Origin of the sequence: Desmonostoc muscorum LEGE 12446, from assembly GCF_015207005.2 — a bacterium.
GTDB classification, from domain to species: Bacteria; Cyanobacteriota; Cyanobacteriia; order Cyanobacteriales; family Nostocaceae; genus Nostoc; species Nostoc muscorum.
Genome location: NZ_JADEXS020000001.1, coordinates 2,253,810 through 2,278,367, shown reverse-complemented (window position 1 = coordinate 2,278,367; position 24,558 = coordinate 2,253,810). Strand labels below are relative to the sequence as shown.

The window sequence follows — 24,558 nt, the reverse complement described above, 5'->3', positions numbered from 1 at the left end:
GAGGATGTTTGAATAGTCTCTTAAGAAGTTTAAAAAGCCCTCAACGTATCAGCTGTAAATATATAGATACAGCACGATTGAGAGCTATAGTTATTATGCAGCTATCTCGTGTATTTGCAGAGAATTCTGCTTGACTATTTCGGTGATTCTGTCGGCGGGAGCAGGGATACCAAAGTAGAATCCCTGGCCTTCTTGACACCCACGTTTTTTTAAATAGTCAAGCTGTTCTTGAGTTTCCACCCCTTCTGCTGTAATTTTCAACTGGAGGCTTTTAGCTAACGCAATGATGGCATCGGTGACGGCGGCGCTATCAGAATTTGATGTCACGTCTTGCACAAATGAGCGGTCAATTTTCAGCATGTTCACAGGAAAGCGCTTCAAATAGTTCAGAGAAGAATAACCAGTGCCGAAATCATCCAAAGCTAGCCATACTCCTAGTTCTCGTAATTGTTTGAGGGTTTTAACGGAGTGCTGAATATCACTTATCAAAGAGCTTTCAGTGACTTCCAGTTCTAGGTAAGATGTTTGCAATCCTGTCTCTTCTAGGATTTGTTTGACAACGCCGACTAAATTTACTTGTTCAAATTGTCGAGCCGAAAGGTTAACTGACATCCGAATTGGCGGTAGTCCAGCAAGTTGCCAATTTCGATTTTGGGCGCAGGCGGTTCGCAACACCCATTCACCAATAGGTACGATTAAACCGTTATGTTCGGCAATGGGAATAAATTTTGCTGGAGGAACCAAACCTCTGGTAGGATGCTGCCAGCGCAATAGTGCTTCCACTGCTGTGACTTGTTTGGTGTGCAAATCAATCAGCGGTTGGTAATAAACTACCATTTCGCCGCGCTCCAGCGCTCCATGTAATTCGTTTTCCAATGCTAATCGCTCTTGCAATTGAGCGTTAATTTCTGGTGAATAAAACTGGTATTGGCTAGACCCTTGTTGTTTTCCTTGATACAGTGCTATGTGAGCCTGTTGCAATAGTTGATCCACACTATTACGATCGCCTAAGTCACTAATTGTAATACCGATGCTAGCTGTGATGTGAATCTGCTGAGCATTTATAAAGAAGGGTTTGGATAGTGTATTCTGTAGGATTTTTGTGAAATTAATCACTTTTTCAAAGGATAAGATATCCATCTGAGCGATCGCAAACTCATCTTGACTCCAATGGGCGAGGATATCTGTTTTAGCCATACAGTTTGTCAAACGTTGGGCAACTGCTCTTAATAGATGATTGGATGTTTCATGATCTAACCCATGACTTATACCAGTGAAATCATCAATGCCCAGAGCAAGAACAGCAACCAATTGCTGGGGATTCTGAGATTGTGACACGTTTTGGTAAAGGCGATCGCCGAATAAATCTCGATTCGGTAACCCAGTCAAATTATCATAATTAGTAATCTGGTGAATCAACTCATCTAATTTGTGCAGAGTTTGTGAAGTATCTGCCATGAGTGTGCCTGCCTCATCACCAAATTCTGTGGGCAGTTGTGGTAATTTTTTGGTTTGCAAATAGTCTTGCAATGCCGCAGATGTCAAAATCACGGGAGCAAGTAGGTAGTGTAATGCACAAAGAGTAGCTGCTGTTCCTGCTAGTGTAGCTAAAAGAGCATTCAGCAGCACTCGGATGGCTATTTCCCAAGAATAGGAGTTGGAAGTTACGAAATTGAAGATTAAAGTCAAAAGTGGTACGTGAGTTCCCAAAAACGCCACTACCATGATTTTGGCAGTATAACTTTTTTTGAGTAATCGAAATTGAGCCAGAGAAGAGTATAGAAAAAGTTTCTGATTCAGCTGCATAAATGTTAGTTCAGAGTTGAGAGTTAGCAAAGGGTTTACTACTAAATTTTTGGCAATTTAACGATTAGGGACTTCCAAATAAAAAAAACATCCAATTTTTTTGTGAGGTGGATGTGTTGCCTGCCTGTAGCCAAGGCGAGACGCCCACCCCAAAAGTAGTAGTAATTTATTTGTTAGTAATCCCTTACACGGCGGTCTGTGTATAGTCCTCGTAAATTACTCGCGCTTAGAATTGCAATCTTAAACTCGGTTCCTATGCCTTGCTGAGAATTCATTGACAATGTACTATGTATGTCAGATTCCTCTGCTTCATAATCTTATTTTCATATATTGACACTATTTTTCAACTAATTAAAATAGTTTGTTTCCATCTTCATAGAAAAACTAATTAGCCATAAAACTGGTTATAAGTACTTGTTTTGTAAGTTTATTACTACTAGTAATCAAACTTACTTTGATAAAGATTTGAAAAACTCTAATCAAGCAAATAAATTTACTTACGTAGTTAAATAGTGCCTGGATTTGGTATAAAAAATAGTTAATCTATTTGTAACATCATCCCAATTATTGTATGCCTATACAATTAATCCACCCTTGCTGTGTGGTAAAACTATAGGACTCATATTTGATTTTTAGGAAGCTAGGTACACCTTTATTCCTTCTTCCCAGTCCCCAGTCCCCAGTCCCCAGTCCCTTACCTCTACGAGTGATTCTCCAAATCAAATCAGATTAGATAGTTGCCAATGCTGTCAGCAAAGGTCAAGGACATAGAAAGCGATCGCCTGCTTGGGATCTCTAGGTGGTATAATCGCAGCAAGAGTGAAGATATAAATCAGCAAAATAATACCATTTCTGCCAGCATTCCAGGTTTGGATGATTAACTTTTAGGGTTTGAACAATCAATATTTTTATGAGTAGTTTAGTATTATTATTAATTGGTTTAGGAATTTTGTTTTTAGCTTGGAAATCTCAAGACGAAATTCATCGGATTGCCACTATGATAACTGGGACAATTTCTCTGATTTGGGGATTTTGTCTAGCTCCCTTATCATTTCAATTGCCATTTGAGATTATCTCAGTTTTCGCGGCTTTTTTTGTTTGTATGCGTTGTTTGGGTTGTGGTTTAAACCGAGATTAAATTTTCACTCGTTCAACTTTTAATTTTGCACAAAACCATAAACTACTTGCCACCAGATAATTAAAAAACATAGCAGTTGATTGTCATTTGTTATTTGTAAATAACCAATGCCCAATGCCGAACTATTTAGCCCGCTTAACTTCAAATCCTCGCAGCCCTTCTGGTTCTTCGTACTCAACTGCAACCTCTTTGACTACAGCAGCAGGTGGGCCGGAGTGACACCAGCGAACCATCTCATCTACAATCTCTCGCGCCCCTTCAAAAACTGCTTCTACTCGATTATCGGGGAGATTCCGCACCCAACCAGTTAATCCTAACTGGCTAGCTGTATCCACAGTGGCGTAGCGGTAGCCCACTCCTTGGACTCGGCCAGAAATGAATACATGGGCGCGGATGATCTTTGGCAGTGCTGTGGAATTCTGCATAGACTGGTTTATTCTTTACGATTTCCAGTCTACCTAGTTTTGTATACACAACCTGTTTTTAACTCGAACTTGGGAAATTAATCGCGGTCTTCCTCTTCGTCTTCGTCACGATATGTGTAATCAGTGTTTTCGTCGTCATTGCGGCGATATCTGTACCCGTAGTCTTCGTCCTCGTCATCTTCGCTGCGATATCTGTAGTCGCGGTGTTCATCGTCGTCTTCGGGGCGATAACTGTATAGAGTGCGATCGCGATTATCCCACTCTTCATCACGTCGTTTCTGGATGCCACCGACTATATTTCTAAACAAATCGCCTATTCCCATAATTTTCCTCCTGAGGAAAGCGAATCCCCTGATCTAGGATCTCTTTAGTAGTTTGTCTAATGCTTGTAGTAGATAAATCTTCCAGCAGGTGTAGATAAAAATAAAATTGCCCCTGTCTTTAGAAGTGTAATAGGCTAATCATAAAGGTTTTCTTAAATTCTAATTTCTGGATTCTGAATTCTTACTTACTTATGTCTAATCTGCCACCACTCAATACAGACACAATTTGGGCAATTCTCAACGAAGAACTAGATGATGCCACAGTTAATCAGTTGCTATGGCATTATTTAGGCTATCGCTATGATTCATCAACTGGACAATGGGATACTAGCCAAGTTGCACCAGAATGGCAGGATGAGTACCCAGAACCACCAGATTTTATTGACTCTCGCCCCGCAACAGTCAAGTTAACTCGTTCTATTCCTACTGAAAATAAACAATCACTCAAACAAAAACTGGGCTTCAAAGGTTACAAAATTGGTGAATTTGGGCCTCGACAAACTCGCAGGGCCACAGCTGCGAATTGGTTGTTAAGTTATCTCCAACAAAATAGCGGCAAAATTGATTAAAATCAAATTCATAATTCTCAGTTCAGCAATGCTTGAAGTGGATAATTTAGAATCGCTACTGATTGATTCAGAATCCTGAATTCTGAATCATTTTTTGCCTTGTTGAAAGGAATTTTATGTTTCCTATCTCCATGATGTTTTAATTACTAGATACTATAAAAAGTCAAAATTCAATAAAAACAGCTAAATTTCCGAAAAAATATTTATCAATTATTCCTGAAGATAGAAGCACTACTTATTCAATTCATTCTCTAGAGTGATTTGCAAATTTAATTAACCATCAGAGAATACTTCTATCAACCCTTGATATTACAAACACTTCTATGGCAAAGCCAATTGAATTTAATTTATTTGCACCCTACAACAAAGGAGCCGCACTAATTGGTTCTTTTTCTGATTGGCAAGAAATTCCAATGGAAAAAGGTGAAGATGGCTATTTCCGCACAAGTGTTGAATTAGAAGATGGCGCTTATCAATATAAATTCCGTGTGCAAACAAATTCATGGTTTTTTGAACCAGAACAATGGGTTGATGTCACAGATCCCTATGCAACTGATATAGATGAAGTGGGTGGAGAAGATAATGGTATTATCCGCGTCAAAGATGGGGAAAGAATTGTTGATACCTATGTTTGGCGACATGATGATAAACCTTTACCTGCTGACCATGAATTAGTAATTTATGAACTGCATGTTGGTGATTTTTCTGGTGGTGAAGATGACCCTTATGCACGAGGCAAATACAAACATGTTGTTGAAAAGTTAGATTATTTGTGTGAATTAGGAATCAATGCTATTGAGTTGATGCCAATAAAAGAATATCCTGGCGATCATAGCTGGGGTTATAATCCCCGCCACTTCTTTGCAACAGAATCTAGTTATGGTACTACTGCTGAGTTGAAAAACTTGATTGATGAGTGTCATGCTAGAGGCATTCGTGTAATTAATGATGGAATTTATAACCACTCAGAAGCATCCAGTCCATTAACACAAATTGACCATGATTATTGGTATCATCACTCTCCCCGTGACCCTGATAATAACTGGGGTCCTGAGTTTAATTATGAACATTACGACGAAAATTTAGATACTTTTCCAGCGCGAAAATTTATTGGTGAAACAATCCGTTATTGGATTACGGAATTTCATCTTGATGGTATTCGCTATGATGCAGCGCGGCAAATTGCTAACTATGATTTCATGCACTGGATTGTGCAAGAAGCTAAAAATACTGCTGGTGCAAAACCTTTTTATAACGTCGCCGAACACATTCCTGAAACTACCAGCATAACCAATGTCGATGGGCCGATGGATGGTTGCTGGCATGATAGTTTTTATCACTGCATTTTAGAGCATATCTGCGGCGATACATTTGATTTAGAGCGTCTTAAAGATGTTATTGACTGCAAACGTCAAGGTTTCTTGGGTGCTACTAATGTAGTAAATTATCTCACCAACCATGACCATCATCATCTCATGGTAGAACTGGGGAACCGTGAGATTTTTGATGAAGAAGCTTTTAGGCGGATTAAATTAGGAGTAGCTATCCTGATGACTGCTATTGGTGTACCTTTGATTTGGATGGGAGAGGAATTTGGCGAGTACAAACCTAAGCAACCTGAGTCAGCTAAAATCGATTGGACGCTGTTGGGTAATGATTTAAATCGTGGTTTATTTGAATATTACAAAGGTTTAACCAACCTGCGTAAAAGTAATCATGCTCTCTACACAGAAAATATTGATTTTATTCACGAAAATGCAGAGGCAAAAGTGTTAGCTTATAGCCGTTGGAACGAACAAGGTTCTCGCGTAGTCGTGGTAGCGAATTTCTCAGAAAATTTCCTAGCTGGCTATCATGTTCCTAACTTTCCTAGCGGTGGTACATGGCACGAATGGACTGCGAATTATGATGTGGAAGGTGGTGACGATGGCATCATCACTGATTTGGGACCATACGAAGCTAAAGTGTTTGTTTGGCAGTAATTAAAGATACTAGTTTTCAGTCAGGATTTGAATAATGGAGAACAGGGGGGAAATATCGCCCCCTTTACAGCAATTTTCATGTATTTGAACCACAATCCTTTGTAGGGTAGCACCGCTGTGCTACCCTACTCTATGGTTTAATTACCTGAAAATCGCCGTAATTAAAAAAATTCTCCGCGTAAGAGCGTCTCCCTATCCCCGCGTCAGTCTAAACGATAAGTATTCAGCAGGATATGATATGGTGGGCGATCGCTAATGATATGCTTCTCTTAAAAAGCTGGCATAATTTGCCCGAACCGTCATAGTTGTAGGATGACTGACACCTAAAGTCCGTTCACAAATTTTCAAAGCTTGCTCAAACAAGGGTTTGGCTTTCCTGTAGCGTCTTGTATGACGATAGAGCGCTGCTAAATTGTTCAAACTAATGGCGACATCGGGATGGTTGTTTCCCAGCAGGCGTTTAGTCAGTTCCAAACCTTGCTGATACAAGGGTTCGGCTTGGCTGTAGCGTCCTGTAGATTCGTAGAGTTGTCCTAAATTGTTCAGGCTAGTGGCGACATCGATATGTTGTTCTCCCAGCAGGCGTCTTCTCAGTTTTAAAGCCTGTTTCAGCAAGGGTTCGGCTTCGCTGTAGCGTCCTGTATAACAGTACAATGCTGCTAAATTGTTCAGGCTAGTGGCGACATGGGGATGTTCTTCTCCCACTAGGCGTTTCCACAGTTCTAAAGCTTGCTGATACAAAGATTCGGCTTCGCTATAGCGTCCTGTAGATTCGTAGACTAATGCTAAATAGCTCAAGTTAGTGGCGACATCGGTATGTTCTTCTCCCAGCAGGCGTTTTCTCAGTTCTAAAGCTTGCTCAAGCAACGGTTCGGCTTCGCTATAGCGTCCTGTAGATTCGTAGAGTAAGGCTAAATTGTTCAAACTAGTGGCGACATCAAGATGGTTGTCTCCCAACAGGCGTTGTCTCAGTTCTAAAGCTTGCTGATATAAAGCTTCAGCTTCACTGTCCCGTCCTGTAGATTCGTAGAGTTTTGCTAAATTGTTGAGGCTAGCAGCGACATAGGAATGTTCTAAACCAGAATGATTTTGAGTCAGTTCTACACACCGTTGCAACCAAGATTCTGCTTCCTGATAAATTTCTTGACCTTGGTAAAACCAGGCCAATTTAGTAAACAGAGTAATTAGATTTTCATCACTGAGATACTGGGATAGATGGGTTGCAACTTCTTTAATGTGCGGGATATGTGGAGTGAAATTGAGAATATCTTCAGGGTTAGGCTGTTGCGGAATTAGCTTTGCTACCTCTAACATCATCACTGCAAATTTAGTTTTTGCTTCATCCGCCTCACTTGAATGATTCAACTTCATTTGGAGAAGTTGCTGAATTAGGGGATTTAGTCGATAGATTTCTTGACTTTTCTGTTGTAACAAATGCAATTCTAGTAAATCGGCGATCGCTTTTTCATTGAGTTGTTGTTTTTTGTCATCTTCTATCGTCTCCACAGATAAGGGAATGTCAGCTAACGCACACAAACTGAGCAAACGGCCAAAACTTTTTGCATTCTCATCCAATTGTTCCCAATTCAATTCAAAAGCTTCAGCTACACCGTATTCATAATGCATCAATAAGTCAGCATCGATTACTGCTTTATGTTCCTCTCGTTTTTTCTCTAGCCGCTTCAGCAGTGTTTCCAGAGATAAATTTGGCATTTGATCGAGATATCGCCCCACTAACTCTAACGCTAAAGCTGAATATCCCAAAAATTTACAAATTCTTCTCGCAACCCAAGCTTCTTGTTGCAGTCGTTCCCGAACCACCAGCGATTTTAATAATTTCATCGCCGCCAATGGTTTGAGGACATCCAATTCGCTATTATATTTCGCCTTCAGGTAAGCTTGTAACTTTTCTAGTTTGCTCCGACTGTTGGAAATAGCTAACTCAGGATAATTCTGGGCGAACTTGTCATATAGCTCACCCATCCACTTTCTGAAAGCACCAATATCAATGTTTAATTCGCTGGGAAGTTGAGTTTCACTTTTACTTAAGTTTTCAGTCTTAAAATAGGTTACAAAAGCTGCCGTTTGCTCTAGAGATAAGCCATTAGTAGCAGCTTCTTTGGCTAGAAAATTAGCCCATTGCATAAACAGTTTGTGAAGTTTATTTTTGATTCTACTTTGTCTCGATTTGCAAATCTCCTCTTTTTGAGGTAAAGATACATTTGCATAGAAGCATTTTAAAGCAGTGGCTGACTTTAGCGATCGCCATTTGAGCCTCTGAAGGTGAAAATTGAGCCTCTGAGGGTGAAAGTTGAGCTTCTGAAGGTGAAAGTTGCACCTTTGAGCCTCGAAGTTGCACCTTTGAGCCTCAAAGTTGCACCTTTGAACTCGAAACGGGTAAGTCATGTTTACGAAGGGATAGGCCTACGCTCTATTTTTTAGATATAAGGGGGCATGAGAAACGAACCGCAAAGGACGCAAAGGGCGCAAAGGAAGAGAAAAGAGGGAGGGTTAGCAAAGGTTACCGTTCGCATAGCATTTCACAGAGAAGGTATCGCCACTTTCCCAAATCCCAAGCTGCTACTTCTGGTGCAATAGTATTAACTTCTACTATTTCTATCCAAGAAATACTGGGTAGTTGTGTTGATGCGACATCATCTTTGGTTGTGACTTCTTCAAAAACACCTAATGGAACTAAAATCTCTGTGAATAATTGTGGAATTAATTTTGCTTGTTGACTTTTCAAAAGCACAATCAAAGGTGAAGAGTTAATAATTACACGATTAATCGACATTTGCCAGTTCCTGGGCTAACTCTTGGGCAGTATATTGCATAAAATCTACTTGGTAGCGTGATAAGGCATTAATAAATTCAGCACGAGTTAGCCCAGCGATTTCTGCTGCTTTGGCTTGTGAGATATCGCCTAATTCATACCATTTCACTGCTGCTGCAATTCGCATTTCTTGGATAAATTCTTCAGGATTTTTACGAAGTGCTGAAAATACTGTTTCTGGTAATTGAATTGGTACTGTTCGCATAAATTTATCCTCAGTTTATTAGATAGCATTCCTCTGCTTAGAGTCAAGAGCGTTAAAATTTAGCCATCGCTGCTAAAATTTGAACTACAACTGTTGTGTGGCGTCAATTTTGTGTGATTTTGGGAGAAAGGGGGCGATCGTTAGCGATATGCTTCTCTCAAAAAGATTGCATAATTTCCCCGAATTGTGATTGTATTGGGATGGCCTACACCTAAAGTCTGCTCACAAATTGCCAAAGCTTGGTGATACAGGGGTTCGGCTTCACTGTAGCGTGCTGTAGAACGGTAGAGTTCTGCGAGATTGTTCATGCTATAAGCGACATCTGGATGGTTGTCTCCCAGTAGGCGTTTTCTCATTTCCAAAGCTTGCTTAAACAGAGGTTTGGCTTCACTATAGCGTTCAGTAGCACAGTAGAGTCCTGCGAGATTGTTCATACTATAAGCGACATCTGGATGGTTGCCTCCCAGTAGACGTTTTCTTTGTTCCAAAGCTTGCTTAAACAGAGGTTCGGCTTCACTATAGCGTCCTGTAAAACGGTACAGTAATGCCAGATTGTTCAGGCTAGTGGCCACATCGAGATGATTGTCTCCCAGCAGGCATTTTCTCAGTTCCAAAGCTTGCTTAAACAGAGGTTCGGCTTCACTGTGGCGTCCTGTAGATTCGTAAAGTCCTGCTAAATTGTTCAAGCTATTAGCGACATCGGGATGATTTTCTCCCAGCAGGCGTTTTCTGAGTTCTAAAGCTTGCTTAAACAAAGGTTCAGCTTTTTTGTAGCGTCCTATAGAACGGTAGAGTTCTGCGAGATTGTTCAGGCTAGAGGCAACATGGGGATGGTTGTCTCCCAGTAAGCGTTTTCTCAGTTCTAAAGCTTTCTGAAACAACGGTTCAGCTTCGCTGTAGCGTCCTGCAAAACCGTAGAGTAATGCCAGATTGTTCAGGCTATAAGCAACATCGGAATGTTCTAAACCAAGATGATTTTCAGCTACTTCTTTACATAGTTTGTACCAAGGTTCTGCTTGGTGATAAAGTCCTTGACCTTGATAAAACCAGCCTAAGCCTGTGAAAAGCACAATTAAATCCTCGTCGCTGAGATATTGGGATAGGTGGGTTGCAACTTCTGCAAGGTGGAGAATATACGGAGTTGGCTTGAAAATATCTTCATGGTTAGGCTGTGGAGGAATTTGCTTTGCCACCTCTAGCATCTGCGTTGCAAAGATTGTTTTCACCTTATCCGCCTCACTCGACTCATCCAACTTCATTTGGAAAAATTGCCGAATCAGTGGATGTAGACGATAAATTCCTTTACTTTGCCATTGTATTAAATGCAGTTTCCGCAAATCAGCTATAGCTTTCTCCCAGAGTTCTTGTTCATTGTCATCTTCTATCCCCTCAACAGAAAAAGGAATATCAGCCAAAGCATACAAACTCAGCCAACGACCAACAAAGCGTGCATTTTCATCCAACTGTTCCCAACTCAATGCAATAGCTTCAGCAACGCCGTATTCATAACGCATTAATGGGTTAGCCTTGGCTACTGCTTCGTGTTCTAGTCGCTTTTTGTTTAGCCGCTTCAGCAGTTTTTCCAGAGACAAATCTGGCATTGTATCCAGATATCGCCCCACTAACTCTAACGCCAAAGGCAAATATCCCAAGGATTTACAAATTTTTCTCGCAACCCAAGGTTCACCTTTCAGTCGTTCTCTGTCAACCAGCGATTTTAATAATTTCATCGCCGCCAATGGTTTGAGAACACCCAAAGGTAATTGCGGCAAAGTTCTATCAAATTCTTCGCGCGTTGTCAGCAATACTTTAAACCGGGGTGATTCTGGTGGTAGATAAGGCTGAACCTGTTTTTTGTAGTCGGTGACATCATCAAACACCAGCAGCACTTCACCTTGTTGCCAATTCTGCCAGCAGTAATTCAGCCTATCTGCTAATTCCCAGTCATGCGGTGCAATGAGTTTAAATTTTAATTGTTTAAATTTTAATTCAGCAAATCTGAGAATCTGAATGCCGACATCTATTCCTTGTGCAGATAACCAGCAAACCCCACCTTGATAATTCTGCAAATGCTGTTTGGCGTATTGGGTAGCCAGTTCAGTTTTGCCGACACCACCCATACCCGCCACAGCTACAATTGCAACTTGCCGAGATGTTTGTAATTGCTGGTGCAGTTTTTCTAGTTCCGCCTCACGTCCCACAAATTTTTCAAATGGAACAGCAGGGGGAATATTTTGATGAATTTCTTTAATTGTTGACTGGGCATTTTGCCCGCCATTATATTTCGCCCTCAGGCAAGCCTGTAACTTTTCCAGCTTACCCCGACTCTTAGAAGTGGCTAATTCAGGATAACTCTTGGCGAACTTGTCATACACCTCAGCCATCCGCTTTTTAACAGCAGCAATACCGATGTTCAAATCGCTGGCAACTTTTGCCTCACTATTAGTTGAGTTTTGAGTCTTCAAACGCTTTACAAAAGCTTCCGTTTGCTCTTCCAATAAGCCACGGTCAACAGCTTCATTGGCTAAAAAATCAGCCCATTCCATAGACAGCTTGTGAGATTTCTTCTCGATTTTACTTAATTTCTACTTTCTTTCTACTTTGTCTCCATTTCTAGGGAATTTCCTCTTCTTTAGCCAGTAATACGATTTGCATAGAAACATTTAGAAGAGGTTCAGCCATGAAAACTGCCTTAACAACTCCAGTCAACGCTAATCAAACCACCCAAACTTCGCAATTAATCCCCGCCTCGCCAACATCGGTAGAGAATCCATCTACTTGGATGCGAAACGGGGACAGTCCGGGTGAAATCATTCTTGCAGTGGCAATTTTGACTTCAGTATCCATCGGCGGAATTGCCTCTGTGATTGTCACAATTACGGGTTTAGTTAAAGCTTTAGTGCACCCAACAAGCGAAAAAACTAAGTAGAAGCACTGCTAAAGGCAAATTCTTCGCTTCGTTGCTATCCCGCCTCGGAATTAATTCCGAGGCTAATAACCTAAGTCCGTTCAAACGGACTAAATTTTAGGAAATTTGAGTCAATTTTAACTGAGTTCTGCTGTTAGCCTGCGATTTGAATCCCAGGCAAGCTCAAGGTATCGCCTTTGAACTTCAACGTTGAGCCTCTGAACTTCAACGTTGAGCCTCTGAACTCCAACGTTGAGCCTCTGAACCTCAACGTTGCGCCTTTGAACCTCAACGTTGAGCCTTTGAACTCCAACGCTGAGCCTTTTATCCTCAACGTTGCACCTTTTATTCTCGAAGTTGCACCTTTTATCCTCGAAGTTGCATCTTTTATCCTGGAAATTGCACCTTTGAATCTCAAGTTTGATGTTCGGAACTCAAAATGGCTAAGCTGTTCTACATTTACAAAATCCAGACGCACAATTCCCAATCCAAAATCCAAAATCTAAAATCTAAAATCCTATTAGGGTGACTGATTTAACGCCCACTTCAACCACTGCCCAAAGGAACTGACAAAATTCAACCTCTGAACTCCAGGGGCACGGGCGGCGGCGAGTCCATCAACGGCGACTAATGCGGCGTATTGCAAGCCCAAGAAACTATCAACTGCGGCATAAGGGCCACCAAGGGTAATCGCCCCTGCTGCATACATTTGTCCTTTGTCGCTACGCATTTCTACTAATTCAAAATTGTTCGCTACAGCCAATCGCCCCAGATTATTGAGTGGCAAGTTGTAATGTTTAACAAAATCTTCTAGCAGGGGACTAGCATTTACTTTGGCATCCAGTCCAGTGGCATCAACAATAAAGTCAGCTATCAATTTCATTTCGCCAAAGCTTTGTTCTCGGATATGGGTAATAGTCCGGTTTTGGGCGTCTCGTTCTACGTCCTGGACTTCACCGAAGGTAATTTGGTACCAACCTTCGCTGATTCCTTGGGCAGTGATGCGCTGCCAATCGTGCCGGTCGGCGGTGGTGGTACCACCCCAGTCTGTTAGTAAACGTTTGCGTTCATCGGGGCTGGCTTTTTCTAACATTGTGCGGAGTTCGCCGCCCCAACAAGCTTTCGGCCAGTTAAAGGGTTGAAATTCGTAATGATTTTTGACTAGGCGCTGGGCATATTGAAATTTGTTGCCTTGGGGTTTAGGCGATCGCATTAAATGCAAAACTGAAATATTCCGATTGCGCTTTCTGGCTTCAAAAATCCGCTGCAAAATCCGCGAAGCCACAATTCCCCGTCCGCGAATCAATACTGTACCACCGCGATCCTCTAATTGCTGATAAACGTGATCGTGTGCTTCGTAAGCATTCACAACAGTTTTAAAGTCTTGATATTTTTCTCTATAAGCTTGCAAATCTGGGAGAAACTGAATTGCTGGATATCCAGTAGCTAAATGTAAATAACGAGTAACTAAAAAAGCATAATTTCCAGGGGCGCGAGAATAGGCTACACAATACCTGCCATCATCGGTTTTGCGAATTGCCCTGACTCGCCCATAGCGATAAATTTGGTTCCAACCAATACGCTTGGCCTCTCTGTCTATGGAATTAAAGACATTACCGGAACGGGGTGTATAAGTTTCGGCAAATGTTGGTTCAGCAAACACCTGCCACAAATATTTAAATGCTGAGTTAATTTTTCCCTTGGCCAAGTCAGCCCAAGCTTCGCGCAAGGCATAACTAGGCCAGCCCCAAATATTATCAGGGCAAGAATCGGAATTAGACCGCAGTCTTTCATATAAGGGAATCTGGGAATTCATACACAGGCGCTTATAACGGGCATAAGGTTCGCCTTCTAATCCCACAGCGACAATTTTTTCAGCACGCACACCACTAAGTCGCAGCAAATCAACCCAAACAAAGCTACCCAGTCCCGCCCCGATCGCCAGATAATCAGTTTCATCCACTGGCAGCCCAGTAGCATAAAGGGCTAGTACGGGAACTTTTTGTGCTTGAAATGCTGCTGGCGGAAAATTAGTGCCTGCGGTGATCCCAGGCTGGGCTACAGGCAAACTGGGGTCTGGGATATTTGTATTTGGGTTGAAGCGAATCGTCGAAGGAGGGGTGGTATCTGGTGCAGAAGCAATAGCACCAAACTTCACTGTGATGACATAGGGACCAATCTGTAACGTATCGCCATTAGCCACAACACTGCGCTTTTGTTGTTTACCGTTGACATAGATACCGTTAACGCTACCTTGGTCAATCACCACCAGATGATTTTGTTCCCACTCAATTAGGGCATGGTAGCGAGAAACTTCATTACTATTTAGCAGCATCCTCGAAACCCGCTGTCCTCCAAGTTCAGCAGGTAACCGCCCGAATTCCCGACCAAAGGCGATCGGTATATTCAACATTGGTTCTCGCCGTTCTCCGGTTGTTGGATCTTCCCAACTTAATTGGATTTGTAGGTGATTAGTCATTGGTCATTTGTCATTGGTCATTTGTCATTGGTTATTTCTCCCCCTGCCTCCCCTGCCTCCCCTGCCTCCCCTGCCTCCCCTGCCCCCTCATCTCCCTCATCTCCCTAACTACCAGGTGCTACTAACACACTGACTGCCGCAGCCAAAGATGTCCCACACCACGGACAACCAATTTGCAGATTCTCTGGTGGGGAAACTTTGTAACATTTGGGACATTTTAAACCATAAACTCCTGGCGGTGGTGCTGGATGATGGTGATGGTGATGTCCGATATTTGCTGGTGAATGGGGGTTAACCACTGGCGGTTGCGGTGGCATCAAAATTGTTGCGGGAATGTTGCCTGTGGAAATGCTAGTAACTTTGAGTTGTATTTGTCCCAAAGAGATGTTAGTACCCTCAGTTAAAGGCATTTCACCTTGGACTAGTTGCCGTCCGTCGACAAGGGGGGGATTTTGCGATCGCAAGTTCCTCAAATAAAAGCGCTGTTGCTGGGGATGAAAAAATATTTCAATATGCAAACCAGATACTGTGGGATTACTCAGAACAATATCGCACCGGAGGGGATCGCGACCGATGCGGACAGTGCCAGGATTTTTACTTGGCTGTTGTTCGTAAATGTTCTGAGTTTTATCTGCACCTGCATCGTGCCACTGTAAAGTTAGTGCGTTCATTGTTCTAACTTCTGAATTCGTATTTAGCTACTTCAACTTCTTTCTGTGCGATTCCTAACACGATTGAGTAGGCGCAAGCAAGTATTTAGAAAAAACTTCAATAACCTTTATCTTGCCGACGCTAATTTATCAGCAATGCGTGTAGTTTCTGGCAGACGATATTTGGGTGTGCAGCGTAACACGTAGTCAATTGCTGTCGGTAAACTGATTCGATGACCACTGGAGACGTACAGGGGTTTGACTCCTGTGCGCGATCGCAAAACTGCTCCGATTATTTCACCTTGGTGTATGAGCGATCGCCAGTTACCTCTAGTTTCTGGTAATTCTTCATGCTTACCTATCAACAATGACTTAGCTACACCAATTGTCGGTATATCCACAAGTACCCCCAAATGGCTAGCTATACCGAATCTGCGGGGATGGGCAATTCCCTGGCCATCACACAGAATCAGATTTGGTGTTGTTTTAATTTTCTCCAAAGCATCCAAGACTGCGGGAATTTCCCGAAATGAAAGGAAACCAGGAATATAAGGAAAGGTCGTAGGACGGTGTGCTAGGGTTGTCTCAACTACTTGCAAATCAGGAAAACTCAGTACTGCCACCGCTGCACGGCTAATAGTGCCATCGGCTTCAAAACCCATATCCACTCCAGCGACATACTGCACAGGTTCTTCCAGTTGATCTGATGTAATTACCTGATTTCGCAACTGTTCTTGGATAACTATGGCTTCCTCCACAGTTGAAGGCCAAGCATGATATTGATAAATCTTCATAATTAAGAGTGGAATTTAATTAATATTAATCGTGGTAATTTGCTTAGCACAGAAAACAATAGTTTTTGAGTCAGAATTCAGGAGTCAGAATCGCTGCAAAATCAAGAGTGGTAGGGCTGCTTGATTTTCTCCCAATTATAAAATTATGGTCTCGAAGTCTTATAAATCATGAATTTTGAATTCTGACTCCTCTTTTATATTAGACATTAAAGCTTTGGCTTGTTGATACCTTGCATCATAATGTTACTTGAGTCTCTCAAGAGGGAATCCTGAGAATATAAGGTTATTTTCTTTTGATTTTCTCATTTACTGGTTATGACGCAGCCAAATATTCTGGAACTTGCAAAACAGGGAGATGTAGAGGCGATCGCATCTCTGATGAACCGCCATCTACAACCCAAAGGGATCACTGCAAAAGTTGCCTTCAAGGATGCTTGCTTAGAGATAATACTAGAATCTGCTGAAATACCAAATCAGGAAACCTGGGTTGCATTTCTCCGTAGAGGGTTAACTAACTTAGGGGCTGCATCTGTTGACAGAGTGAAGGTTTACGGACAGCACACAGGTAAGGAGTTTCCAGCTTGGAGTCAAGAATTTGAGCTAGGCTTCGCAGAAGCAGAAAATGATGACGAGTCTTCTAATAATCCTCAGATGCTAACTGTTTCTATTAACTTAAATGGCGATAGTGTCCGCGAATTAAAAAGCCAAGATTTTGAAAATATTGCAAATAAAATTATCAATGATATTTTATCATCTTGCAAGGATGTTTTTATTCAAAAAGTAAGCATTAGTAATGATAATTGTGTAATTTCAAAGGAACGCTAGTATTCAATTTTCCTGAGGCTCCAGATGCGGATAAAGAGTCTAATTACAAGAAATATAATCAATATATATTTTAAACATATAGTTATAAAATTTGTGAATATGTTGGTTTTATCTGTAAATAGGGAATCCTAAGATAGACGATATTTTATCAGGTTTTCGCGTTTATTAGTTATGACACAGCCTAATATTATGGAAGCTACTAAGCAAAAAGTACAAAAATTCCACTGGCCTTTATGGTTTCCTTATCCTAGTTCTTGGCTAAAAGCATTGATTTTGGCTTTATTGTTGAGAGTTATTATATTTGTAGTTGATAGTACAGGAAAGGTAGGCTACCGGATCGCATATTTTGTAAACAGCTTAGAATTATTTGTTATGTTTACAATACTGTTAATTCTCTCTCCAATTATAATAATTACTTTTACCCATCACTGTCTACACTTGCTTCTTAGTCGGTTTATATCAGAAATTCAAGCACCAGAAATAGGTAAAACGCAAGGATTTTTTCCAGGAATCATGAGCTGGTGGGAAGGATTATACGCTTGGCTTGTGATTGTGATTTCTACACTGATAGCAACTTTTTTTTGTACAATATTTTTGCCCGATTTTAATCTGAGCTATGCCCAACCACTTGAATATTACAGAGGGTTTCACAATAAAATAATAGTACTATTTGGCTTGTTTTATATTTTGACTGGGGCACTCATTTATCAACTTGAATATTTAGTAAGACAGCGAATAATATCTGCATATTCTGGCAATAAAGCAACAGGCACAAATAAATCTAATACAGATTTAAAGACAGACACAGAACTTAATAGATTGGGCGTAGAGATGGATGTAAACAAAATAAAATCAAATGACCAAGAAACTAAAACTACTAATAATCGACGAAAATCTCGTAATATAAATAAATATTGGCTGTTGTTTTTTTTGATATTCTTAATTTCTGTAGGAATATATCTATCTTCAGAAGTACTAGAAATATTTCCCATATCTTCTAAAAATCAAACAGAAATACCATCAAAAACCGTATTAGTTACACCCTCACCAGTAACTTCAGAATCGCCGACTGTATTACTTCAAACTGATACCTTTCGAGAGGCAGTAAATAAGGCAATCAAGGCAGCTAACCTGACTCAATCAGCAAAATCTCCAGATGAATGGAAGACAGTTGTGAGTGAATGGCAAGGAGCGATGTCTACGACGGGCTACGCCTACGCACTTATGAAAAATGTGCCATCTTCTAGCCAAAGTTATGCAATAGCCCAGCAAAAAATCATAGAATATCAAAAAAATCTCAGCTACGCGCAGAAAAATACTGTTAAATAAGTAAGGCGATCGCCCCTCAAAGCTAAACTAGAAAAAGCAGTGCCGCAGCTACGCCCGTCGTAGACATCGCTCTACTCATTAGTTGCTGCTTCTAGCCAGACTTCCACATCATCTGCTAGCAACTTTTGTGCAGCTTCTAGCATTGATGCAGCGATGTCTTTGAGGTCTTCACGATTGTTCAAGTAAGTTTTTAAGGCTTCCATTGGGTCAATGCTACTACTGGCAGTCAATTCGGGAATTCGCGGCCGAGCCAATTGACTCACTAATTCTGCTTGGATGGTGTAGGTGTGAGCCAGATTTAAAGCAGTATGTATAGAGGAACTGTCAATTAAATCCATCTGTTCCGAGCGGAGTTTATAAATTAGCCGCACTACAGCATCTTCAATATCATACTTGGCGATCGCTTTCATTAATACCGCTTGGGGATCTTCTGCTTTGGAGACATCCACCTCAATTGTGCAAAAATCCCGAACTGGTAACGGACAAAATTCCCACTCTGCCTTACCCCGCTCCAGTTCTATCATGACATAGCCTTTGTCTTCTTTCTCTTCACTAAAATCTACCCGTTCAATACTCCCTGGATAAATCACTGGCGGATTGTTGGATTTATTCAAATTTTGATGACGATGCACATGTCCTAACGCTACATAATCAAAACAAGGTCGCGTCAATAAAGATAGCGGCAGAGTAAAGCCTTTACCCACAGCCAAGTAGCGTTCTGCACCTAAAGTAGCATTGTCAGCCATCAAATGAGCTAAAAGCACAGTTGGCACATCGGGGTCAAGACGGCGGATTTCTCCTTCCAAAACAACTCGCAGGCGTTCCGTTAACAGTTCATTGACTTCTGCCAAGGACAAACCTTCAGTCTCTTGACGAGTCATTAACGTGGAACGAGTCAGCCAAGGAAGGGTAATTACTTGCACTTTGCCATTGGGGGTTTCGATACAGTGTGTAGTTAAGGTATCACCAACAAGAAAACCAGGCACCCCCAAGGTGCGGTAAATACATAAACTCGCGCCTCCTAGTCCTTGGGAATGTTGGTCGTGATTCCCCACCAACAGCACTGTGGGAATATTCGCATCTACCAAACGGCGAAATTGGGTAGCAAAAGCTTGTTGTACATAAGGTGGTGGTGTCGCATCCGGAAAAGCATCGCCACCAAATATCACTAAATCTACGGCATCTGCGATCGCTCGGTCAATACATCGAGATAATGTATTGACAAAATCCTCCAATCGTGTATTTAATCCAGTTAGCGGATTAATTCGTCCGTGGGAAAAGCCGCTTCCCATGTGGATATCGGAAAGGTGGAGGATTTTGATCATATTTGTCCTTTGTCCTTAGTCATTTGTCCTTGAGGTTTTGATTTCACAAAGCCCGATATCAGACTTATCTCTTTGTCTAATACTAATGACAAATGACTAATGACCAGTGACTAAATATGAATTCCACATTCTGTTTTATTGCTTCCCCGCCAGCGTCCGGCGCGTTCGTCTTCGCCTTCGCCTACTTTTGTAGTGATGGGTTTGTCGCCGATGCTGGGATAACCTTGGTCGTGTAGGGGATTGTAAATAACTCCATGTTCAGCCACGTAAAGCCAGCTGTCTTTGCGTGTCCAGGTAGCTATGGGATTTACTTTCAAACGACCCTTGCCGTCGAATTCAAATATCGGCATATTAGCACGGGTTACTGCTTGGTCACGGCGGCGTCCAGTGATCCAAGCCACGCTGTTGAGTTCGTCTAAACCCCGTAGCAGTGGTTCAATTTTGGTAATTTCGTGGAATTTGAGAATATCTTTGTCCCAGAGTGCATCGCCATACTTGGCTTCAAAAGCTTCGGCGCTGTCCACGTCTGGAGTTTTGTAAGTTTTCAGATCCAGGTTGTATATTTGTTTGGCTTTAGCAACTAGTTCTAGGCTTTCGTCAAAGTGGTAGAGGGTATCGAGAAATATCACAGGAACCGGAAACTTGAGTTCGCTGTAAAGAATATGGGTAATTACCATGTCATCCACATTGAAGGCGCTGGTTTGTACCAGTCCGGTTGGGATGTTTTCTACAGACCATGCCAAGATTTGTTTGGGAGTGGCAGTTTCAAATTCTTGATTTAATTTTTCTAAGTCAAAAGCGATCGTTTCGTTTTTAGATGCTGTGGAAGCTGTCATGGTAATTTTCTATTCAAATAATTTTTACCTTGATTAAGATTTATTTTACTGCATAAAGGCGCGTATTCCGCTAGGAGATCAGGTAATTATTTGTCTGCATGGGAGATAGGGAGATGGAGAGCAGGGAGCAGAGGGGAAAGAGGTAATTTTTCATGAAAAAAGTAAAGGTTCAAAACCTCGCCCCTAGTGGGCGAAAAAATCCTTGTATCGCAAGGTAGGTTGAAACCCCACAAGAAAGTGGGTGGCTTAGTTTAATCCTCCTGCTCCCCCTGCTTCCCCTGCTCCCCCTGCTCTCTTCATTCTCCCCCTTGCTCCCTACCCCTCTACCTTTTCCCAATGACCAATGTCAGTAAAAACCATTACGTTAGTAAATACTGTGGTTTTTACTAAGAGATATTACGGTAATTTAAGTTTTACTGTCTTTTTATGGATATATATACTGATTTTGATATGGTTAAGGAACAATTAATAAAAGGGATTTTACTTAAATGAAGAATTCAAAAATCCGCAATCCATTAAGTGAATCTATAGTTATGGGCGCTTTAATCGCGTTGACCAGCGTTAGTATTATCACGATCATGAACGCTTTCTAAGATAAAAAATTCTAATTTTAGCAACAAAAGTTTACATAGCCCTGCTCAAAACTGAGTAGGGTTTTTGCATTTTGTTTACAGATCCACCTTCCAGTACCAGTACGTAAATAGAGCAACCACTTAAAAACCCTAAAAAGCCATTCCATAATACTTTTGACTTTTGACTTTTGACTTCACGGCGGTGCTAGTGACCTATTGGCGCTTTTGCTCCTGCGCCGCCTTTGCCCAGGAATAATAACAAAGGTAATGAACAAAGGAAGGCGACACCTACCACTCGAAAGCAATCTGCGTAAGACAAAACAGCAGCTTGGGTATCTACTGTTTGACTTAATAAAGCTAGTGCTTGTTGTTGAGCTGTTGTGGCATCCATACCTTGGCTTTGGAGTGCGCCCTTGAGTGCATCAAGGCGTTGATTGGTTTCTGGATCATAAGGACTAAGGTTTGCCAATAGGATGGCTCGATGAAAAGCTTCTCGTCTGTCAAGGAGGGTGGTAAGTAAGGCAATGCCGATACTACCACCTAGTTGTCGGGTGAGGTTGTAGAACCCAGAACCGGCAGAAATATCCTGTTTGGGTAGCCCTCCTAAAGTTGCCAAACTCAAGGGGAGAAACATCAATACAGTAAAAGCCCCACGCCATACCAATGGCCAAAATAAATCATCTGTGCCGCTTTGTGGGGTAATTGCCGCTAATTGAAACATGACTCCAGATGTTCCAACAGCACCCATTGCAATTAAGATTCTGGCATCGATTTTGGTGGATAATTTACCTAATAAAACCATGACGATCGCAGATGCCAAAGCACCAGGCGCTAACAATAGTCCTGTCTGGGTTGCGGTGAAGTGCAGTACACTCTGAGCAAATATCGGTACGGCAAACAGGGCGCCATAAAGCCCCATCCCCACCACTGCTGATAAAACACTCCCAGCAGCTAAAGAACGATGACGTAAAACTCTCAAATCAACGGCTGGATGGGCTATTTTTAATTCGTACCAAATAAATAGTCCCAATCCGATGGCGCTAGCAACAGCCAACGTGGTAATGAAACCGGAGGAAAACCAGTCCTCTGTCTCTCCTTGCTCTAACAAAGTTTGCATACAGCCGATCGCAATCACCAAAAACCCAATCCCGAACCAATCCACGGCTTGGCTTTGTGTCTGACTGTTGTCTTTGTCTTTGGGCAAAAATACTAAGGACATTGCCACTGCAACGATCCCAAAGGGAATATTAACAAAGAAAATCCAGCGCCAGCCCAAACCATCTACCAAAAATCCGCCTAAAGTTGGGCCGATGGCTGGGCCAGCAATTACACCCACCCCAAAAACTGCCTGTGCTAAACCCTGTTCCGCAGGTGAAAAAGTCTCGAACAAAATTGCTTGTGCTTTAGCTAGTAACCCGCCACCACATAAACCTTGAAGAATTCGAGAAATCACCAGCATCGGTAAATTGAATGCCAACCCGCATAAAACCGAGGCAACAGTAAAGCCAATCAAGGAGAAGATAAAGTAAGTTTTGCGCCCAAAATAATCTCCCAGCCATGCAGATAAGGGAATTAAAACAACGTTGGCGATCGCATATCCAGTCACCACCCAACCCACTTCACTCACAGTTGCACCAAGAGTGGCTTGGATATCGGTTAAAGCAACGTTGACAATACTGGTGTCAATCACTTCTAAGATGGCACCAAGGGCAGCCGTAAAAGCGATCGCCCACTTCAAAGGCCCCTGCACATAACCAAATTCGTCAAAAGTGGAACGTTTAATATTGGTAGCCATTGTCAGCACGAGTACTATTTGGAAGATGTCATACTAATTCGTAATTCGTAATTAAGATTCGTCAAATGTTATCTGGCTTCCCTTCTTAGTTATTGACAAAGCTCAAATTAGATACAACATCTATACGATACGGTAGCGTATTGTATAATCAAGGTCAAGGAAAGCACCACCGATCCTTCTCCCTCATCCCCCTCATCCCCCTCATCCCCCTCATCCCCCTCATCCCCATGTCAACTTCTTCTGGACGCCCACGCAGCATCCACGCCGACCAAGCTATTTTGCAAGCGACCTTAGACTTGCTTGCAGAGGTAGGATATGAAAGCATGAGTATAGAAGCGATCGCTTCTCGTGCTGGGGTTGGAAAAACCACCATTTATCGGCGTTACACTTCCAAAGAAGAACTAGTTGCAGACGCCATAGAAAGTCTGAGAGATGATTTAGCGATCCCCGATACCGGTAGCTTCTGGGGAGACATGGATATCGTCATCAAAAATGCAGCTAAAAAAATAGATAGTCCCCTTGGTCGCCAGACACTTGCCTTGATTATCAGCACAGCATCTAGCAATCCTCAGTTTGCGGAAGTTTACTGGACAAAATATACAAAACTCCGACGTGAAGCCTTTGCTAAAGTACTTGAGCGTGCCAAGTCTAGAGGAGAAATTCACAATGACGCCGACGTAGACCTAATTATCGACCTTGTGAGTGGGTCACTGTATTATGCACTGATTTTCAAACCCACAACCGAGCCGGTAGAAGCGTATATGCGTCGCACGATAGAGATTCTGATGAAGGGAGTAGGGAGTAGGGAGTAGGGAGTAGGGATTTGGGATCTGACTTTTCACGTTATGTGGAAAAGCTAACGATTAACCTAACCCCCTAACCCCCTTCCCGAAGCGGGAAGGGGGAAAATTCAAAGTATCTCTCCTTCTAGGAGAGAGATTTAGAGAGAGGTTTTCCAGATACCGTGAAAAGTCTGATTTGGGATTGGGGATTGGGTACTGAGAAAATATTCCTAAATTTTATTTCCCACTCCCCATTCCCCATTCCCCATTCCCCATTCCCCATTCCCCACTCCCCACTCCCCACTCCCCATTCCAACTTGTTGTCAAACTAACTTTTCACCAATCCTCGTAAATGAGATGATGTATTAATTAGAGAAAAAGGTGAACAATTGTTATTTTTCTCCCTCCGCTTCTGGTTGCAAAATGGCGTTACAGTATTGGATGAGGGTTGTCAAGCGATCGCTAATCGTTTGCAGTCTCGTTTGTGCAGTAGATGCCTGCCGCGCTCCTTGGAAAAACATCACATCTATTTCCAACAAGCGCAGTTGCTTACTCATCTCGGTTTGATAAGACTGCACTCGCCAGTTTTCATCAGCCAAAGGCACAATTTCTTCCCCAAACAGTTGCTGCAACGAGGCTACACGCCGCCGCAGTTCGGGTGCAACAATTTGGTTAGTTGTGGCGTCGGAGCGTAAATGCTCTAGCAAGGTTACGAATGCCTGATATTTCTCACAGTTTGAAGACATCGAGTGCTAGTTAAGATAGTATTAATGTCAAGTAATTTTTCTTCTACAATAAACTTTCTTAACCGCTTATCACTACTAAAAGCCTCAAATCGTGATTTGAGGCTTTGTTTGCAATCAATCGATTTTCAAGTTTATGATCCTTGAAATTCCCACTGGATGACTACCAGACGCTCCTGCGTCGCTAACGCTGCGCTATTGCCAATTGGAGAACCATCCTCACATTGTTTTTCCAGCCT

The 24,558-nt window shown here is 42.0% G+C and carries 24 protein-coding genes; 10 read left to right on the top strand and 14 right to left on the bottom strand.

Annotated elements, in window-relative coordinates; genetic code table 11:
* Positions 1-93: 93 nt before the first annotated feature.
* Positions 94-1,806 carry a putative bifunctional diguanylate cyclase/phosphodiesterase gene (locus IQ276_RS09915; RefSeq protein WP_193918265.1) on the bottom strand — a complete coding sequence of 571 codons (1,713 nt, stop codon included), beginning with the start codon at positions 1,804-1,806 and terminating at the stop codon, positions 94-96.
* A 743-nt stretch (positions 1,807-2,549) separates the two neighbouring features.
* On the opposite strand from IQ276_RS09915, the gene IQ276_RS09910 reads away from it, so the two are divergent.
* Together IQ276_RS09910 and IQ276_RS09905 are read left to right on the top strand one after the other, a co-directional pair.
* Positions 2,550-2,687, top strand: a complete 138-nt coding sequence (locus IQ276_RS09910) for a hypothetical protein (RefSeq protein WP_190875697.1) — start codon at positions 2,550-2,552, stop codon at positions 2,685-2,687.
* A 29-nt stretch (positions 2,688-2,716) separates the two neighbouring features.
* Entirely contained in the window at positions 2,717-2,944 is a 228-nt protein-coding gene (locus tag IQ276_RS09905) for a hypothetical protein (RefSeq protein WP_073644015.1), read from the top strand.
* A gap of 122 nt (positions 2,945-3,066) precedes the next feature.
* On the opposite strand, the gene IQ276_RS09900 is transcribed toward IQ276_RS09905, so the two are convergent.
* Both IQ276_RS09900 and IQ276_RS09895 read right to left on the bottom strand, forming a co-directional pair.
* Entirely contained in the window at positions 3,067-3,369 is a 303-nt protein-coding gene (locus IQ276_RS09900) for an acylphosphatase (protein WP_190875699.1), read from the bottom strand.
* 77 nt (positions 3,370-3,446) lie between these two features.
* Positions 3,447-3,692, bottom strand: a complete 246-nt coding sequence (locus IQ276_RS09895) for a polyribonucleotide nucleotidyltransferase (RefSeq protein WP_193918267.1) — start codon at positions 3,690-3,692, stop codon at positions 3,447-3,449.
* Between the two features lie 191 nt (positions 3,693-3,883).
* On the opposite strand from IQ276_RS09895, the gene IQ276_RS09890 reads away from it, so the two are divergent.
* On the top strand, positions 3,884-4,261 hold the full coding sequence (locus IQ276_RS09890) for a DUF1823 family protein (protein ID WP_190875701.1): 378 nt from the start codon (positions 3,884-3,886) through the stop codon (positions 4,259-4,261).
* Between the two features lie 323 nt (positions 4,262-4,584).
* Positions 4,585-6,243, top strand: a complete 1,659-nt coding sequence (locus IQ276_RS09885) for an alpha-amylase family glycosyl hydrolase (RefSeq protein ID WP_193918269.1) — start codon at positions 4,585-4,587, stop codon at positions 6,241-6,243.
* 252 nt (positions 6,244-6,495) lie between these two features.
* Here IQ276_RS09885 and IQ276_RS09880 read toward each other — a convergent pair whose 3' ends face one another.
* Positions 6,496-8,388 (bottom strand): tetratricopeptide repeat protein, encoded by a 1,893-nt coding sequence (locus IQ276_RS09880; protein WP_193918271.1) that lies wholly within the window; start codon positions 8,386-8,388, stop codon positions 6,496-6,498.
* 138 nt (positions 8,389-8,526) lie between these two features.
* Between IQ276_RS09880 and IQ276_RS09875 the strand changes: the two genes are divergently transcribed.
* Entirely contained in the window at positions 8,527-8,685 is a 159-nt protein-coding gene (locus IQ276_RS09875; RefSeq protein ID WP_190875704.1) for a hypothetical protein, read from the top strand.
* 79 nt (positions 8,686-8,764) lie between these two features.
* Here the strand turns inward: IQ276_RS09875 and IQ276_RS09870 are convergent, their stop codons facing one another.
* The 3 genes from IQ276_RS09870 to IQ276_RS09860 form a co-directional block, all read right to left on the bottom strand.
* Positions 8,765-9,037, bottom strand: a complete 273-nt coding sequence (locus IQ276_RS09870; protein WP_193918273.1) for a PIN domain-containing protein — start codon at positions 9,035-9,037, stop codon at positions 8,765-8,767.
* On the bottom strand, positions 9,027-9,281 hold the full coding sequence (locus IQ276_RS09865) for a UPF0175 family protein (protein WP_193200542.1): 255 nt from the start codon (positions 9,279-9,281) through the stop codon (positions 9,027-9,029). The genes IQ276_RS09870 and IQ276_RS09865 overlap by 11 nt, the downstream gene beginning before the upstream one ends.
* Before the next feature lie 140 nt (positions 9,282-9,421).
* The gene (locus tag IQ276_RS09860) at positions 9,422-11,827 is read right to left on the bottom strand and encodes a tetratricopeptide repeat protein (RefSeq protein WP_235115557.1); all 2,406 of its coding nucleotides are present in this window, start codon (positions 11,825-11,827) and stop codon (positions 9,422-9,424) included.
* Positions 11,828-11,961: 134 nt separating this feature from the next.
* Here IQ276_RS09860 and IQ276_RS09855 point away from each other — a divergent pair, with 134 nt between their 5' ends.
* Positions 11,962-12,210 (top strand): hypothetical protein, encoded by a 249-nt coding sequence (locus IQ276_RS09855; protein ID WP_193924207.1) that lies wholly within the window; start codon positions 11,962-11,964, stop codon positions 12,208-12,210.
* Positions 12,211-12,386: 176 nt separating this feature from the next.
* A complete protein-coding gene (locus tag IQ276_RS09850; protein ID WP_193924212.1) occupies positions 12,387-12,695 on the top strand; it encodes a hypothetical protein in 309 nt (102 codons plus the stop codon).
* A gap of 14 nt (positions 12,696-12,709) precedes the next feature.
* Here the strand turns inward: IQ276_RS09850 and IQ276_RS09845 are convergent, their stop codons facing one another.
* From IQ276_RS09845 to nfi, 3 genes are all read right to left on the bottom strand, one after another.
* On the bottom strand, positions 12,710-14,668 hold the full coding sequence (locus IQ276_RS09845; RefSeq protein ID WP_235115556.1) for an FHA domain-containing protein: 1,959 nt from the start codon (positions 14,666-14,668) through the stop codon (positions 12,710-12,712).
* A 104-nt stretch (positions 14,669-14,772) separates the two neighbouring features.
* Positions 14,773-15,339 carry an FHA domain-containing protein gene (locus IQ276_RS09840; RefSeq protein ID WP_193921747.1) on the bottom strand — a complete coding sequence of 189 codons (567 nt, stop codon included), beginning with the start codon at positions 15,337-15,339 and terminating at the stop codon, positions 14,773-14,775.
* A gap of 107 nt (positions 15,340-15,446) precedes the next feature.
* The gene (gene nfi / locus IQ276_RS09835) at positions 15,447-16,112 is read right to left on the bottom strand and encodes a deoxyribonuclease V (protein WP_193921745.1); all 666 of its coding nucleotides are present in this window, start codon (positions 16,110-16,112) and stop codon (positions 15,447-15,449) included.
* 315 nt (positions 16,113-16,427) lie between these two features.
* Between nfi and IQ276_RS09830 the strand changes: the two genes are divergently transcribed.
* Positions 16,428-16,937: a hypothetical protein gene (locus IQ276_RS09830; protein ID WP_193921743.1), complete on the top strand. Its 510-nt coding sequence runs from the start codon at positions 16,428-16,430 to the stop codon at positions 16,935-16,937.
* A 171-nt stretch (positions 16,938-17,108) separates the two neighbouring features.
* Positions 17,109-18,266 (top strand): hypothetical protein, encoded by a 1,158-nt coding sequence (locus IQ276_RS09825; RefSeq protein ID WP_193921741.1) that lies wholly within the window; start codon positions 17,109-17,111, stop codon positions 18,264-18,266.
* Positions 18,267-18,337: 71 nt separating this feature from the next.
* Here IQ276_RS09825 and sbcD read toward each other — a convergent pair whose 3' ends face one another.
* The 3 genes from sbcD to IQ276_RS09810 form a co-directional block, all read right to left on the bottom strand.
* Positions 18,338-19,591 carry an exonuclease subunit SbcD gene (sbcD, locus tag IQ276_RS09820; RefSeq protein ID WP_193921739.1) on the bottom strand — a complete coding sequence of 418 codons (1,254 nt, stop codon included), beginning with the start codon at positions 19,589-19,591 and terminating at the stop codon, positions 18,338-18,340.
* 110 nt (positions 19,592-19,701) lie between these two features.
* A complete protein-coding gene (cysH, locus tag IQ276_RS09815; protein WP_073639218.1) occupies positions 19,702-20,427 on the bottom strand; it encodes a phosphoadenosine phosphosulfate reductase in 726 nt (241 codons plus the stop codon).
* 777 nt (positions 20,428-21,204) lie between these two features.
* Complete coding sequence (locus IQ276_RS09810; protein WP_193925386.1) at positions 21,205-22,794, bottom strand: DHA2 family efflux MFS transporter permease subunit; 1,590 nt, start codon at positions 22,792-22,794, stop codon at positions 21,205-21,207.
* A gap of 227 nt (positions 22,795-23,021) precedes the next feature.
* Here IQ276_RS09810 and IQ276_RS09805 point away from each other — a divergent pair, with 227 nt between their 5' ends.
* Positions 23,022-23,606 (top strand): TetR/AcrR family transcriptional regulator, encoded by a 585-nt coding sequence (locus tag IQ276_RS09805; protein WP_235115555.1) that lies wholly within the window; start codon positions 23,022-23,024, stop codon positions 23,604-23,606.
* 362 nt (positions 23,607-23,968) lie between these two features.
* Here IQ276_RS09805 and patD read toward each other — a convergent pair whose 3' ends face one another.
* The gene (gene patD, locus IQ276_RS09800) at positions 23,969-24,322 is read right to left on the bottom strand and encodes a heterocyst frequency control protein PatD (protein WP_190875722.1); all 354 of its coding nucleotides are present in this window, start codon (positions 24,320-24,322) and stop codon (positions 23,969-23,971) included.
* Positions 24,323-24,558: the final 236 nt, after the last annotated feature.